At 68.9% G+C, this 15,049-nt stretch carries 10 protein-coding genes; 3 read left to right on the top strand and 7 right to left on the bottom strand.

Annotated features, from left to right (window positions below):
* Positions 1–1,206, bottom strand: coding sequence for a PLP-dependent aminotransferase family protein (locus tag ACFYMM_RS39580; protein WP_388396409.1), 1,206 nt, complete (start codon positions 1,204–1,206; stop codon positions 1–3).
* 787 nt (positions 1,207–1,993) lie between these two features.
* On the bottom strand, positions 1,994–3,001 hold the full coding sequence (gene hemB / locus ACFYMM_RS39575) for a porphobilinogen synthase (protein WP_388396407.1): 1,008 nt from the start codon (positions 2,999–3,001) through the stop codon (positions 1,994–1,996).
* 239 nt (positions 3,002–3,240) lie between these two features.
* Between hemB and ACFYMM_RS39570 the strand changes: the two genes are divergently transcribed.
* Entirely contained in the window at positions 3,241–4,233 is a 993-nt protein-coding gene (locus ACFYMM_RS39570; protein WP_388396404.1) for a phospholipase D-like domain-containing protein, read from the top strand.
* An 8-nt stretch (positions 4,234–4,241) separates the two neighbouring features.
* Here ACFYMM_RS39570 and ACFYMM_RS39565 read toward each other — a convergent pair whose 3' ends face one another.
* On the bottom strand, positions 4,242–5,174 hold the full coding sequence (locus ACFYMM_RS39565; RefSeq protein ID WP_388396402.1) for a helix-turn-helix domain-containing protein: 933 nt from the start codon (positions 5,172–5,174) through the stop codon (positions 4,242–4,244).
* A 420-nt stretch (positions 5,175–5,594) separates the two neighbouring features.
* Between ACFYMM_RS39565 and ACFYMM_RS39560 the strand changes: the two genes are divergently transcribed.
* Both ACFYMM_RS39560 and ACFYMM_RS39555 read left to right on the top strand, forming a co-directional pair.
* Positions 5,595–6,431 (top strand): helix-turn-helix transcriptional regulator, encoded by an 837-nt coding sequence (locus ACFYMM_RS39560; protein WP_388396400.1) that lies wholly within the window; start codon positions 5,595–5,597, stop codon positions 6,429–6,431.
* Positions 6,428–6,634 carry a DUF397 domain-containing protein gene (locus ACFYMM_RS39555; protein WP_388396397.1) on the top strand — a complete coding sequence of 69 codons (207 nt, stop codon included), beginning with the start codon at positions 6,428–6,430 and terminating at the stop codon, positions 6,632–6,634. Before ACFYMM_RS39560 ends, ACFYMM_RS39555 begins: the two co-directional genes overlap by 4 nt.
* Positions 6,635–6,698: 64 nt before the next feature.
* On the opposite strand, the gene ACFYMM_RS39550 is transcribed toward ACFYMM_RS39555, so the two are convergent.
* The 4 genes from ACFYMM_RS39550 to ACFYMM_RS39535 form a co-directional block, all read right to left on the bottom strand.
* Positions 6,699–9,941 (bottom strand): type I restriction endonuclease subunit R, encoded by a 3,243-nt coding sequence (locus tag ACFYMM_RS39550; protein ID WP_388396394.1) that lies wholly within the window; start codon positions 9,939–9,941, stop codon positions 6,699–6,701.
* Positions 9,938–11,137: a restriction endonuclease subunit S gene (locus ACFYMM_RS39545; RefSeq protein ID WP_388396391.1), complete on the bottom strand. Its 1,200-nt coding sequence runs from the start codon at positions 11,135–11,137 to the stop codon at positions 9,938–9,940. The genes ACFYMM_RS39550 and ACFYMM_RS39545 overlap by 4 nt, the downstream gene beginning before the upstream one ends.
* Positions 11,134–12,750: a type I restriction-modification system subunit M gene (locus ACFYMM_RS39540; RefSeq protein WP_388396388.1), complete on the bottom strand. Its 1,617-nt coding sequence runs from the start codon at positions 12,748–12,750 to the stop codon at positions 11,134–11,136. The genes ACFYMM_RS39545 and ACFYMM_RS39540 overlap by 4 nt, the downstream gene beginning before the upstream one ends.
* 99 nt (positions 12,751–12,849) lie before the next feature.
* Positions 12,850–15,033, bottom strand: a complete 2,184-nt coding sequence (locus ACFYMM_RS39535; RefSeq protein WP_388396385.1) for an N-6 DNA methylase — start codon at positions 15,031–15,033, stop codon at positions 12,850–12,852.
* Between the last annotated feature and the right edge of the window lie 16 nt (positions 15,034–15,049).

Raw genomic sequence — 15,049 nt, 5'->3', positions numbered from 1 at the left:
CTACCGGCCGCCGAGCCCCCGCCCCAGCCTCCTGAGCCCCTCCCCGATCTCCTCCACCGTCTGCGTCACGAAGCACAGGCGCAGCGTGGAGCGGTCCGGCTCCCCGGCGTAGAAGGGCGCGCCCGGCACGTACGCCACGTCCTGCTCCACCACCTGGCGGAGCAGGACCGTGGTGTCGTACGCCCCGGGCAGCCGCGCCCACAGGAACATGCCGCCCTCGGGGCGGTTCCACGTCGAGCCCGGCGGCAGCGCGTCGGCCAGCCCCGCGAGCATCGCGTCGCGCCGCTCGCCGTACACCGCCCGTACCTTCTCCACGTGGGTGTCCAGGACGTCGAGGTAGCGCGCGGCGGCGAGTTGGTTGACGGTGGGGGTGTGCAGGTCGGCGGCCTGCTTCGCGACCGCGCAGGCCCGCCGCAGCTCCGCCGGTGCGCGCAGCCAGCCGAGGCGCAGACCGGGGGCCATGACCTTGGACAGGGAGCCGAGGAGGACCACGCGGTCCGCCGCGTCAGGGTGGGCGGCGATCCAGGGGACGGGTGCGCCGTCGTAGCGGAGTTCGCCGTAGGGGTCGTCCTCGACCACCCACAGGCCGGCCCGCGCCGCGACCGAGGCCACGGCGGCCCGGCGGGCGGCCGGCATGGTGCGGCCGGTGGGGTTCTGGAAGGTGGGCACGAGGTAGAGGAGCTTCGGCCGCTCCCGCAGCACCAGTTCCTCCAGGGCCGCCGGGTCCACGCCGTCCTCGTCGCCCGGCACGGGCAGCACACGCGCGCCCGCGAGTCCGAAGACCTGCAGTGCCGCCAGATAGCAGGGGTCCTCGACCAGGACGGTGTCGCCGGGTTCGAGCAGGGCGGTCGCGAGGAGGGAGAGGGCCTGCTGTGAGCCGGTGGTGACGAGGAGGTCGTCGGGGGTGGTCGGCAGGCCCCGGTCGGTGACCCGGGCCGCGAGGCCGGCCCGCAGCGCCGGCTCGCCCTCCGTCGTGGAGTACTGGAGCGCCCGGTGCGGGGTCTCCTCCAGCACCTCGCGGAACGCGGCCGCTATGCCCTCGCGGTCGAACAGCTCGGGTGCCGGCAGACCGCCCGCGAAGTTGATCACCTCGGGGCGGGCGGTGACCGCCAGGATGTCCCGTACGGGCGAGCCGCCCACCGTACGGGCGCGGGCCGCCAGCGGCGGGACGGGGGCGCGGGGCGGCGCGGGTTCGGTGACGGTCATGGCACGGCTCCTTCGGCTGCGGAACGGCTCTGCGCTGCGCAGCCTAGGGAAGTGCGTGCTGCCTACACCCGGAATTCCGCGATCCGGACGACGGGCCCGGGCCACCGGGCGGCGCCACGGACCGACGCTACGACCGGGGTCATGGACCGGCACGCCGGACCGGCCCCACGGCCGGGGTTCATGGAGCGACGCCATGAGCCGGAGCCACGAACCGGAGCCATGAACCGGAGCCGCGAACCGACGTCACGGACCTGCGCCGCGAACCGGAGCCACGGACCGGAGCCGCGAACCGACGCCATGAACCGGAGCCACGGACCGGAGCCATGAGCCGGAGCCGCGGACCTGCGCCACGGACCGGCGCCACGGACCGGCGCCACGGACCGGCGCCACGGACCGGAGCCACGGACCGGCGCCCCCGCCGAAGCCTTTGCCACTGCTTTACAACCAAATGCGCCCCCGCCGCGTCTCACCTGCGTGCCCGTGTCCCGCGTCGCCCTCGCGCGGGACGGTATTCCCGCAGCTCAAAGGGAGATCACCGAAGCCGAAGGGAGCCCTTCCATGTCCGCCCGCCGCACCACCTCCGCGCCGGCCCGGCTGCTCGCCGCCGTCGCGCTCTCGCTGGTCGCCGTGCTCACCCTGACGGCGTGCCAGGACGGCGAGGGCATACGGGACGAGGGGCCCTCGTCGGTGAGCGCCCAGCCCCGGGCGCACCACCTCCCCGCGCACCTCCCCGCGCACCACGGCACGGCAACCAAGCCGGACGAGGCACACAGCCCGGCCAAGACGCCTACAGGCCGCCCCCCGCACGCAGCTTCTGCGCGGCCTCGGTCGCCCAGTAGGTGAGGATGGTGCGCGCACCGGCCCGCTTGATGCCGGTGAGGGTCTCGAACATGGCCCGGTCCCGGTCGATCCAGCCCTTCTCGGCGGCGGCCTCGACCATCGAGTACTCGCCGGAGATCTGGTACGCCACCACGGGCACGTCCACCGAGTCGGCGACCCGCGCCAGGATGTCGAGGTAGGGACCGGCGGGCTTGACCATCACCAGGTCGGCGCCCTCGGCCAGGTCCAGCTCCAGCTCGCGCAGTGACTCGCGCCAGTTCGCCGGGTCCTGCTGGTACGTCTTGCGGTCGCCCTGGAGCGAGGAGGCGACGGCCTCGCGGAAGGGGCCGTAGAAGGCCGAGGAGTACTTGGCGGTGTAGGCCAGGATGGCCACGTCCTCGCGGCCGATCTGGTCGAGGGCGTCCCGGACGACCCCGATCTGCCCGTCCATCATCCCGCTCGGCCCGACGACATGGGCGCCGGCGTCCGCCTGCACCTGTGCCATCTCGGCGTACCGCTCCAGCGTGGCGTCGTTGTCCACCCGGCCCCGCGCGTCCAGCACTCCGCAGTGCCCGTGGTCCGTCGTCTCGTCGAGGCACAGGTCGGACATCACCAGCAGGTCGTCCCCGACCTCGGCGCGTACGTCCCGCAGGGCGACCTGGAGGATGCCGTCCGGGTCGGTGCCCGCAGTCCCGAGCGCGTCCTTCTTGGCGTCCTCCGGCACCCCGAACAGCATGATCCCGGAGACCCCGGCCTGCACGGCCTCCAGCGCGGCCTTCTTCAGACTGTCCCGGGTGTGCTGGACCACACCGGGCATGGCCGCGATCGGCACCGGCTCGCTCACGCCCTCCCGGACGAACGCCGGGAGGATGAAGTCGGCGGGGTGCAGGCGGGTCTCGGCGACCATCCGGCGCATGACGGGCGAGGTCCGCAGCCGCCGGGGACGCGTACCGGGAAACGATCCGTACTTCGTCATGGCACCTACGCTACGCCCGAGCCGCGCCCACCCTTGCCGACGCCCTGTCGGCCCGAGGGCCGGCTCATAGCGAGCCCACAGGCACCCCATTCAGCGCACTCGCGGGCATAACGCCCCGGTCATACGAACTTTTTGCGCTCCCCTGGCGATCCCTGGACCCACCCGACTCCCCGGCGTTCTACGCGCGTGGTGTCATGCACGCGCCACCCCCCACCACGCCTCCCCGACAGGAGTCCCGCATGCTGCGGAAGGTCCTCACAAGCGTGTCCATGGCCCTGGCCGCCGGCGCCACCGTCGTCGCCGGCGCGGTCCCCGCGAACGCCGCGAGCTACTCGGCGTTCGCCTTCTCCCGCACCGGCGCCCAGCCCACGATCTACGACTTCATCAACTCCGCCACCAGCACGCTCGACATGACGATGTACGAGTTGGAGGACACGACGGCCGTCGACGACCTCATCGCTCTGAAGAACAAGGGCGTCACGGTCCGGGTCATCCTCGACCGCCAGCACCAGAGCGCCGACGGCGCGGCGTACACGTCCCTGACGAACGCGGGCATAGGCGTGGTCTGGTCCTCCTCCGCCTACGTCTACACCCACCAGAAGACGATCACGGTCGACGGCACCAAGTCGCTGATCCTGACCGGCAATCTGACCTCGCAGTACTACACGACCAGCCGCGACTACGGCGTCTTCACCGACGACACCCGGGACGTCGCCGCGATCGAGAAGGTCTTCAACGCCGACTACACGGCGACCTCGGTCACCCCCACCGACGGCGACCACCTCCTGTGGTCCCCCACCGACTCCCGCAGCCGCCTGGTGTCCGTCATCAACTCCGCGACCAAGACGCTCGACGTGGAGGAACTGGAGTTCAGCGACAGCACGGTGGTCAACGCGATCGTGGCCCGCGCCAAGGCCGGCGTGACGGTCCGCGTGGTCCTGGAGACCCCCTCCAGCTACTCCAGCCAGGTCTCCGCCATCAAGGCGGCCGGCGGCAAGGTCGTCGGCTACTCCGACCCCAACGGCTTCTACATCCACGCCAAGGCGATGGTCGCCGACTACGGCCTGTCCACCCAGGAGGTCGAGGCCGGCTCCATGAACATCAGCAGCAACTCACTGAGCAACAACCGCGAACTCGGCATCATCCTGACCGGAACGGGCGTGGCCCAGCCGGTGGCGAGCACGATCGAGACAACGTTCAACAGCGACTACGCGGGCGGCACGACGGCGTGACCGTGACGCTACGCGGCATGAAGTGAGCCGTGTGGCGTCGGCCGCTCGGATGGGGACCGGCAGTCGCGGCAGCGGCCGGCGTGTGCGGCGCGGAAGGCGCGTTCGCAGCCGTCGCAGGTCTGGAAGGGATGAGGACGAGGGCCCCCGGGGGCGTCTGCCGGTACGGCCGGTGGTGCGGAGACCGCTGGAAGGGGCACGGGCAACAGCTCGCGCAGGCGGTAGCCGAGCACACTGGCCGGGTGCCGCATGTCATCGGGAAGGTTGACGGTCAGCGCCCGGTGGACGACAGCGGCCGGAGCACCTCCCTCGAACCAGGTGGTGACGACAGGGGCGAGCGCATGCACGTCCCGGCGGGAGAGGGCAAGGCGGGCGTCAGTGCGGCGCAGGCCCGCGAGGAGGGTGACGGCTCTGTCGTGGCGGCCGTCGTGGGGGCCGTCCTGGGCGACCTCTTCTGCGGACGGACTCCGCCGTACGGGCCGTCGCACGGGCGTTTCAGCTCGCTCGGCCGAACGGTCCGCGCCCCCGTCGTCATCCTGGGGTGTCCGTCGGTCCTCGCAGGCCGACTGAGTCGTGCCGGCACCCGGGAGATGGTGCGCGTACGTGCGGGTGAGCAGCCGTCCCGCTTCCGTACGCTCCCGGACCCGCTCCAGATAGCCGTACGCCTCCAACTCCCGCAGAGCGAAGGCGATTCGGTCGCGCCCCTCGGGAAAGCGCTCGGCGAGGCTGCGGATGTCGACCGGGGCGCCCTCCGGCAGCGACAGGATGTGGGTGGCCAGTCCAATGGCGGTCAGCGACAGCTCGCGGTGCTGGGCGAGGTGGTTGCCGACGATGGTGTAGCGGCCGGAGTGGTACGCCCGTACGTGGGTTACCCCGGAGTGGGTGGTCTGGCGCCGAACGTCCTGACTCGGAGTTGCGACGGCATTAGGCTTCTTCTCAGCCATGGGGAAGATCTGCTCTCTTCCTGGATGGTCAGGCCCTCGCCCTGGGATTGCAGTCCCGGCGGGGGCCGAAGCATGTGTGGGGTTGCGGAGTTGCGGGTGTTGCCTGCGGCGAGCCTGCCCGCCCTGCCCATCGAAACGCCAGCCGCAACGGCCGGTTTCACCCGCTCGGGTGATGAAAGCCGGGTTTGGTTGGTTGGAGGGTTATTTCCCTCGGGTTCTTTGGTCTTTTACCGCCCGCCGCCCCGACGCGCACTCGGCCGGGCTACGCGTTTCCGGGCTGCGGTGCGGCACTTGCCGGGAGGGGCTGCGGTCGGGCGATCCCCTGGATTTACGTCACTCAACGTGTCCATGCATGCGTAGGCTGTGAAGCAAGGCAGCCCGTGCGGATGGTGGCTGAGTGCGCGGCGGGAGGGTGGCGACGTGAGCGAGTGGGACGCGGGGCTGGAGGAGGACGAGGAGGCCGGGGCCGCGATGAGGGCCGTCCAGCGGCAGTTGAAGCTGTGGCGGGAGTCGGCCGGCCTCACGCAGGCCGAGTTCGGGGCGGCCATCGGGTACGGCGAGGACCAGGTCTCTGCGGTGGAACGGGGACGGCGGATCCCTCGCCCCGAGTATCTGGACCGCGCCGACGAGGCATTGGACGCAGGCGGCCGGATCGCCGCGATGAAGGAGGACGTGGCGGAGGCGCGGTACCCGAAGAAGGTACGGGACCTGAAGAAACTGGAGGGGGACGCGGTTGAGTTGTGTGCCTATAACAACTCGGTGATTCATGGGTTGTTGCAGACCGAGGAGTACATCCGGGCGTCCGTCGCCACCAGGCGGCCTCCCTTCTCGGAGGACGAGCTGGAACAACACGTGGCCGCCCGCCTGGCTCGTCAGGACATCCTGAGCGAGCAGACACCGCCGCGAGTCTTCAGCTTCGTACAGTGCGAATCGACGCTACGACGCCCCATTGGCGGCAGAATGGCAATGCGGAGGCAGCTCGAACACTTGCTCACAATGGGCCGGTTGAGCAATGTCGATCTGCAAGTACTACCCCTGGAGCGCGAGGACAACGCTGGCCTGGCGGGCTCGTTCAGACTGCTCAGGCTGCGGGACGGGAGCACAGTAGGGCACAACGAGGTCCAGCTCATCAGCCGAGTGATCAGCATCCCCAAAGAGGTTCAGATCCTGGACATCCGCTATGGGATCATCCGGGCACAGGCTCTCGCCCCTCGGGAGTCGCTGGCCTTCATCGAGAAAGTGCTGGGAGAGACATGATCCGCAAGCCTGCAAGGGAAGACGGACCGGCTCTGGAGTGGATAAAGAGCAGTTACAGCACGCCTGACGGCCCCGACTGCGTCGAAGTGGCCACGGCCCCCGCCGACATCCTCGTCCGCGACTCCAAGACCCCCCACGGCCCCCGCCTCGCCCTCACCCCCACCGCGTGGGCGACCTTCCTGCCGTACGCCTCGGAGCACTGACCCGCGAGACGGCTGTGCTCCTGCTTCCGCACCGACCGTGAGGGGTGGGAGCACACTCACGCCGTCAGGCGAGACTCTCCGCCATCTCCTCCGCCTGCTTCAGAACCCGTTCGATCGCGGCGGGTTGCCTGTCGGGCGGATAGCCGTACTTGCGCAGCAGGCGGAGGACCCGGGCCATGATCTTGTCCCTGGCCTGCTCCTTGACCTTCCAGTCGACCGTGACGTCCTTCCTTATCTGCTCGTACAGCTCGTGAGCGATCTTCGCGAGGAGGGTGTCCTCCATCTCCTCCGCTGCGGACGGGTCGGCGGCGAGGGCGTCGTAGAAGGCGAGCTCGTCCTCGGTCAGACCGAGCTTCTTCGCTCTGCCGCGGTCGGCCGACACCTCACGGGCCAGGTTGACCAGGAACTCCATGAACTCGGCGGCGGTGAGAAGGCCGTTGGTGTAGCGGTTCATGGCGGCCTTCATCTTGTTGGTGAAGGTCTCCTGCCGGGTGAGGTTGTTCGGGTGGGCATCCTTGATCTCCTTCATCAGCGCGCGCCGGAGTGCCGCGATGGCGAGGTTGGGATGTCTGCTGGCTTTCAGGTCGTTCAGTATCCGGTCGTCCAGATGGGACAGGTCGGGCTTGGTGAGGCCGGCCGCGTCGTAGATGTCCACGACGCCCTCGGTGGCGACGACGGACTCGTTGAGCTGGGCGATCAGCAGGCGTACGTCGGCCGCCGTGGCAAGGCCCTGCTCCTCCTTCTCGTCCATGGCGTACTTCTCGCGCATGGTGCGCACCGCCTCGAAGAAGCGGATGTCGGGAAGCAGGTCCTGCACCCGCTGGTCGGTCGGGCAGAGCGAGAACGCCTGACGCAGCAGGTTGGCGTGGTACATGAACCGCTGCCTGCGGGTTGCCTTCCCTGGCTCGGGCTCCGACGCGGGCTCGGGGGCGATCAGAAACTCAAGCACCTCCGTCAGCGCCTCCCGGTAGGCGCTCGGACCACCCGCGTCACGGATCTCGCGCCACGGACAGCCGTGCAGGAGTTCGTCGATGCGCTGCTGGTTCTCACGAACCAGCTGGACGGCCTGACGGAGGTCAGCGCCGAGCATGGGATTCTCCTGGTCCCGCTCGGAGTACTCGGCCAGGGCCTCCCTGATCTCCCGGATCACCCCCTGGAAGTCGACGACGAGCCCCGACGGCTTGCCCGGCCAGGTGCGGTTGACGCGGGCGATGGCCTGCATCAGGGCCGCGCCGCGCATGCGCTTGTCCAGGTAGAGGGTGTGCAGGGGGGGAGCGTCGAAGCCGGTCAGCCACAGGGACTGGACGATGACGAGTTCCAGGACGTCCTTCTCCTTGGTGACCCGCTTCTGGATCTTCTTCAACTGGGTGGGCGTACGGACGTAGTCGGCGACCTCCTGACCGTCCTTCGCCGCGTTGCCGGTGAACACCACCCTGATGTGGCCGGTGTCGTCGGTGAGCAGCTGGGACCCGGGGTCCCGCTCCCCCGCCCATGCGGGCCGACGTCGGATGATCGCCTCGAAGAGGCGTGCGGCGACAACTCGGGACGCGCACACGATCATGCCCTTGCCGGGGTATCCCGTGAGCTTGATCATCTCGGAACGGCGAGCGTCCCAGTGTTCGAGCACCGCCCCGGCCAGCTCCTCGATGCGCTGCGGAGCGCCGATCAAGTTCTCGTACTCCCCGAACCGCTGCCTGGCCTTGCGCTTCTCATCCTCCGACAGCCCCTCTATCAACCCCTCGGCCCGTGCGTCGAGTTCGTCGAGATCGACGTCGGCCGGCAGATCTACGCGGACGAGGTGCGGCTCGTAGAAGACGGGGACGGTCGCGCCGTCGTCGACGGCCTGGGTGAGGTCGTAGGTGTGGATGTTCTCGCCGAACACACCTCGGGTGCTGCCGACGCCGTTCTCGATGGGGGTTCCGGTGAACGCGATGAACGTGGCGTTCGGCAGCGCGTCGCGGAGGTTGCGGGCGTAGCCGTCGATGAAGTCGTAATGGCTGCGGTGCGCCTCGTCGACGACGACGATCACGTCACGGCGCGGAGAGACGAGCGGATGCCGGACCCCGGCGTCACGTTCCTCCGGCTTGAGGCGGAACTTCTGGAGCGTGGTGAAGACGACCCCACCGCCGCCCTCCTGACGCTTGAGCAATCGACGCAGCTGATCAGCGTCGTCGGCCCTGTCCGGAGGCCCGGTGATCTTCTCCAGCGTGCGGCTGGCGGCGAAGGTGTCGTAGAGCTGGGTGTCGAGGTCGATGCGGTCGGTGAGGAGGACGAAGGTCGGGTTGGAAAGCTCGGCCGTCCGGGCCGCCTTTCCGACGTAGAACAGCATTTCCTCGCTCTTGCCGGCGCCCTGGGTGTGCCACACGACACCGGCCCGGCCGTCGGTGGCCACGGCGGACTCGGTGGCGCGTACGGCCGCGTTGACGGCGATGTACTGGTGCGCCTTGGCGAGCTTGACCGTGTCGACGGCACCGGACGCCGGGGCCGAGTAGGAGAGGAAGTTGGCGACGAGGTCCAGGAAGCGAACGGGCTCGAAGGCGCCGTAGAGCATCCGCTCCAGTGCCTGCCCGTCCTGCCGCTCCTCCTTGCGGAGCATGACGTCGTGCTCGTCGGCGTGCCAGGGAGCCATGTGCTGCCAGGGCGTGAAGGGGGTGCCGAGGCGGGCGGTGATCCCGTCGGAGACGAGGGTGAGCAGGAGAGTCGCGAAGGTGCCGGTGTCCTTCAGTTCACGCCGGTAGCCCTGGAGCTGGTCGTACGCGGTACGGGCACTGTCATTGCTGTCGGCCTTCTTCAGCTCGAAGACGGCGAGCGGGAGGCCGTTGACGTACAGCACGATATCGAAGACGAAAGTCCGGTTCTTGTTGCTGCGCACCCGCACCTGGGAGGCGGCGACGAGGTCGTTCCCGTGCGGGTCGGTGAAGTCGACGGGCCGGATGGTGGCGTGCCGCTTCTCGCCGCCGTCGGGGTCGTCGTAGGGGACGCGGACGCCCTCCGTGAGCCGCTCGTAGAAACGGTGATTCTCGCGGAGGTCGTTCCTCGTCTGCCAACGCAACAGCTCGCTGACGGCGTCCTCGGCGACGTGGTCGGGCAGACGCGGGTGACGGGTCCGGATCGCCTTGAGCAGCCGGGGCCGCAGCACGAGGTCGTCCCAGTCGGCCCGGACTCCGTGCGCGGGCCCCAGCTCCGGCCCGGGGATGTGCTGCCAGCCGTACTCTCCGAGCAGTTCCAGCGCGTGTGACTCCAGCTCCGCTTCGGTGAGCCGGTCCATGGACGGCTCACCGAGCGACTGCTCGGCCCCTACGGTCATACGACCTCCTCAACGGCACGGACTGCGTCCCTCACACGGAGCTTTCCGGAGAGGAGCTGGGGAAGGAGGGTGTCCCGGAGGTCGGCAAGGGTGCGGTTCTCGTTGGTCACGGCGACGGCGCGGTCCAGCAGCGCACCGGAACGTGCGGCGAACTCCGCAGCGGCCTCACCTTGCGGAAGCCTGACGGGAAGGCTCGCGACCCGCTCGGTCACGAGACGGCCGGTTCCATGCCCGGCAAGATCGACCATTCCAAGGATCCTGGACGACTGCGACCTGATCGCCAAGAACAGCGTGGCCGGATCGATGCCAGGATGCGGAATGAGCGCCTTGCAGTCCTGCCCGAATGCAACCTCTCGTTGAGCGACCCCGACCCGAAATTCCGTCGTCAGGCTCATGCCTCGTACCACGAAAATGATGGTCCCTTTCGACACGAGCCGGGTTCCGTTTCGCGCTCCGAGTTCGGTGACGCGCCGTTCCGATTCGTGTAGCCAAGGGGTCTTGAGGCTTGCAGCGGAGATCCAGGGGATCCCGCCTCCCCAATAGCTAGGTTCGCTGGTCTTCGGCGTGCCACCGGACAACCACTTCGCAGTGTCGCCAAGCGCAACTTCACGCCAGAAATCAGATGCGGCAGAGTCCCTCTCATACAGGCACCCAGCTAGCTCCAGGGCAGTCTCGGCGTGCCGCTCGTTGAGCGCGATCTTGTCGTCCAGGGCACCGAGAACTTCGACGATGGCCTGCTGCTCGATCATCGGTGGTACGAGTAGCGTGAGCTTCTTTGCAGAGGTGACATTGAAATGCTGTTGAACAGCCCCAACAGTGTGAGCCTTCACAAAGGCTTGCGCGGTCTCATTGATCGCATAGCTAAGGAACCTCGCACTCACATCGGGATTTGGCCTCGCGATCACAAGATCAGCGCAGTTGAGCTCTCCGAAGCCATCGGGAACGACGGCAGCTTTACCGGGCTCACCTGTACGCACGATAACCAAGTCGCCAGCCCTGAGTTGCGACTTACGCAACTGCACATGGAACTCTCGATCAATGAACTTTAGAGACGATAGTTCAACTCGTCCAGCCTGCACATTCTGAGAGCGAAGAAACGGGATGCCAGTAGGTACATATCGTGTGGCCATCGAGCCAACATGCCCAACGGTGATTTCCTTGCACAGATCCCCGAGCTCACGTTGCTCCCAGCTCACCGGACCCTCCCCAACTGCTCATCCACAGCCTTCGCCAGCCGCTCCGACTCCGCGAACTGCTCCCGCAGCAAAGCCGTCAACCGGGCGATCTTCGCCTCCACCGGCTCCGCGTCCGGGTCGACCTCCGCCTCCGCCGCCCCCACATACCGCCCCGGCGTCAGCACGAAGTCGTGCTCGGCCACCACATCCAGCGAAGCGCTCACGCAGAAGCCCGGCACATCCTCGTAAGGCCGGGCCCCTTCCACCCCCCGCCACGCCCGCACCGTGTCGCCGATGCGCCCGACGATCTCCTCTGCCGTCAGCACCCGCAGCGTCCGGTTCTCCATCTCGCCGAACTCGCGCGCGTCGATGAACAGCACCTCGCCCTTGCGCCCCGGCGCCCACCCCGAGTGCCGACCCTTGCCCTCCGCCAGGAACCACAGGCAGGCCGGGATCTGGGTGGACCGGAAGAGCTGGCCCGGCAGGGCGATCATGCAGGCCACCAGGTCGTCCTCGACCATCGCGCGCCGGATGTCCCCCTCACCCGACTGCTTGCTGCTCATCGAGCCGTTCGCCAGGACCACACCGGCCCGGCCGCCCGGCGCCAGCTTGCTGATCATGTGCTGGAGCCAGGCGTAGTTCGCGTTGCCGACGGGCGGGGTGCCGTACACCCACCGCTTGTCCATGCCGAGCAGCTCCCCGCCCCAGTCGGAGATGTTGAACGGCGGGTTGGCCATGACCACGTCCGCCTTCAGCTCCGGATGCTGGTCGTTGCGGAAGGTATCGGCGGGTTCGTCGCCCAGGTTGGCCTCCACGCCGTGGATGGCCAGGTTCATATGGGCCAACTGCCAGGTGGTCTGGTTGAGTTCCTGACCGTAGACGGAGACGTTGAGCGGATTGCCGCCGTGCGTCTCGATGAACTTCTCCGCCTGGACGAACATGCCTCCCGAGCCGCACGCCGGGTCGTACACCCGCTCGCCCTGATGCGGCTCCAGAACCTCGACCAGAAGCTTCACCACGCTCTCGGGTGTGAAGTACTCGCCGCCCTTGCGGCCCTCCTTGAGAGCGAACTCCGCGAGGAAGTACTCGTAGACCTCGCCCATGATGTCGCGCGCGCCCTTGCGCTTGCCGTCCTCGCCCAGCTGCTCCTGGAAGACGAGCCGGTCCAGCAGCTTCACCAGGCCGGCGAGGCGCTCCCCGTCGACGCGCCCGCTGTTGTAGATCTTCGGCAGAGTCCGGTTCAGCGATGGGTTGAACTTCTCGATGGCGCGCATCGCCCCGTCGATGGTCTCGCCGACACTCTGGCCCTCGACCGTTCCCTTGGCCCGTTCCAGGACGCTCTCCCAGCGCGCGGTGGGCGGCACGTAGAAGATCCCCGAGCCCGTGTACTCGCGGCGCTCCTCAAGCGTGGCCAGGATGTCGGCCTCGCTCCAGCCGCCCTCCTCCCGCAGCTCGGCCTCCAGTTGCGCCCGCTTCTCGGCCATGGCGGCGGAGACGTACTTGAGGAAGACCAGACCCAGCACGAAGTGCTTGTACTCGGCGGCGTCCAGGCTGCCGCGCAGTTTGTCCGCCGACGCCCACAGCACCTTCTTCATGTCCTGGGGTTCAGCCGTTTTCTTCTTCCGTGGCGGCACCGGTGCCTCACTTCTTTCCTGTGCTTGATCGTTCTCGTCTTATGCCGTGAGCGGGGCAGGCGGTGCTGTCCTGCGGATCATCGCCGTGCCCGTCCGCCCTCAGGCGCCGGGTCTGCGGCGCAACGCCAGGTCTCCGTCCGCGACCCCGGCCGCCAGCCGCCGGGCCAGGTTGTCCAGCGCCTCCAGCTGCCGCCGTACTTCCGCTCGCTGCCGGTAGGTCTCGGCCAGGATGGCCTCCAGCTCGGCGACCTCCTCGGGGGTCAGCCCCGGCAGGTCCATGTCCCGAACGCTCACCCTGCGCACCAGCGAGCCACTGCCGCGCTGCTGGTTGCGTGGGGCGGTGAGTAGCTGTGCCAGCGCTTGCGGGCGCATCCACAGGTTCTCCGGGGCCACCGGATGCTTCGCGTCTGGACCGGCGAGATACTCCCGGTAGGCCGGGATCCTCAGCCCTTGCACCGGAGCCAGCAGCACACACCCTCCCGCATCGTCCACGCGCGTGCGTACCCCGTGCTCGGTGAGCAGGAAGACATCGCCGCGCTCGGTCGTCACCGCTTGCGGGTACTGGGCCAGGTCCTCCAGTGCGATGCGCCGCTGGCCTAGCGGCAGAGCACCAAGCATCTCCTCCCGGCCGACGACCATCAGACCCGCGTCCCCGATGTCCGATTCCCGGATGCGGTGCCCGGCCAGCAGTCGGAGCTGGCCGGCCCTCAGGTGTTCGCCGACCTTGCGGTGCGTCACCGCACTGTCCTCGGGCCGCCGGGCAATGCCGAGGTTGCCGATCCACTCTTTCAGACTCGGCAGAGCGACAGCGGCCTCACGGCGCGCGTCCAACGTGGCCGAGAAGTGATCCAGGTCTTGTTCCCTGGAGGCGAGCCGGTGCGCCGGCAGAACCGAGCGGCCGTCCAGAAGCGCGTCCGCCCTCGGCCCTGCGGGCGAAACGGGGAAGTACCCGGCCTCCTCGTCCACCGGCGACCGCCCGGCGTCCAGCACTTCGGTGACGTACTCCGTCCACGCGCCGCCGACACGGCGGGCGATCCGGTCGGCATCGACCAACATCACCTCGCCCCGATGCTCTGGTGCCGCCTCACCACGCAGCACCAGCAGTGCGTGCTCCGCACCCGTGCGGAAGGGGTGGATTCGGCGCGGCAGTTGAATGATCGCCTCCACCGCGTCCCGGCTCAGCAGCTCTTCCCGCATCCGCGTGTTCGGTGTCGGTGTCGTGCCACGCGGTCGGCTCAGGGTCCACGAAGGTACGACGACGAGTCCCCGGCCGCCGGGGTTCAGCCGGTGCACGGCCTCCAGGGCCCAGCCGAGCGGGCCGCCCTCGTCGAACTCCCGCTCCCCGGCGGCGTAGGGCGGGTCCGCGAGGACGACGTCGCCGGACGGGATTCCCCAGGGGCGGTCGGGGTCCAGGTCGAACTCCCGCTGTTCCCAGGGTCGCAGCGTGTCCAGTTCCTCGGCTTGCGCGCAGATGTCCACGGCGGTGCAGTGGTGTGCGAACAGCCGGTAGAGCAGAAGCTTGCGGCGCAGTGGATCGGTCTCCACCGCGACGATACCCCCGCGTCCCTTGATGCTGTCGAGCGCGAACAGCAGCTCCCCCGTGCCGGCGCACAGGTTGATCACCGTCGGATGATCAGGGCCGGACGACAGAACCCCTACCGGACCGGCCAGCGCGCTGATCAGTTTCGCCACAGCGGGCGGCGTCGTGTCCGTCGTCAGGTCCGACTCCAGCCGCTCGGCCAGACCAAGCACGGTGTCAGCCGCTGCGGCCGGCGAGCCGAGCTCATCTATGAGGTCGCGGACGGCACGGGCGACACGGGGATCGGCGTTCTCCGCGTCCTCCAGCAGGTGCTCGGGCAGGTACTCCGGGTACCAGTCGCCACCCTCACCCGCCATGGCGCACACGGCGAGCGCGTCAACGATGAGGCGGTCCGCGGATCCCAGCTCGTGGCGCAGGGACACCAGCCCTCGCAGCCGCAGCCCGCGCCGGAAACGGTCACCGTAGGTGGGGACGGTACCGTCCTCGTCGGGCTCCACGTCCGGGATGGGGCGCAGGTCCAGCCAGGAGGCCACGTCCCCGGCGTCGAAGAGGGGCTTGCTGTCGCTGCCTCCCACGGGTTCGGGGAACGGCAGGCGCCCGTTACCCCCGGTGCCCAGAACCTCCTTGGCGAACCGGCGCCGCCAGTTGCTGACGGTTGGCCGGCCGACCTCGGCGAGTTCCTTGATCTCGCCGAGCGAGACCAACGACGACTCGTCCGCGCGTCCCGGCATCCGCGTCGTCATACCCGTTCCCGTTCCT

This window comes from Streptomyces sp. NPDC006739 (genome assembly GCF_042869815.1).
Taxonomy (GTDB): domain Bacteria; phylum Actinomycetota; class Actinomycetes; order Streptomycetales; family Streptomycetaceae; genus Streptomyces.
Note: the sequence above shows the minus strand (reverse complement) of the source record. Positions and strands in the feature narration are given on the sequence as shown.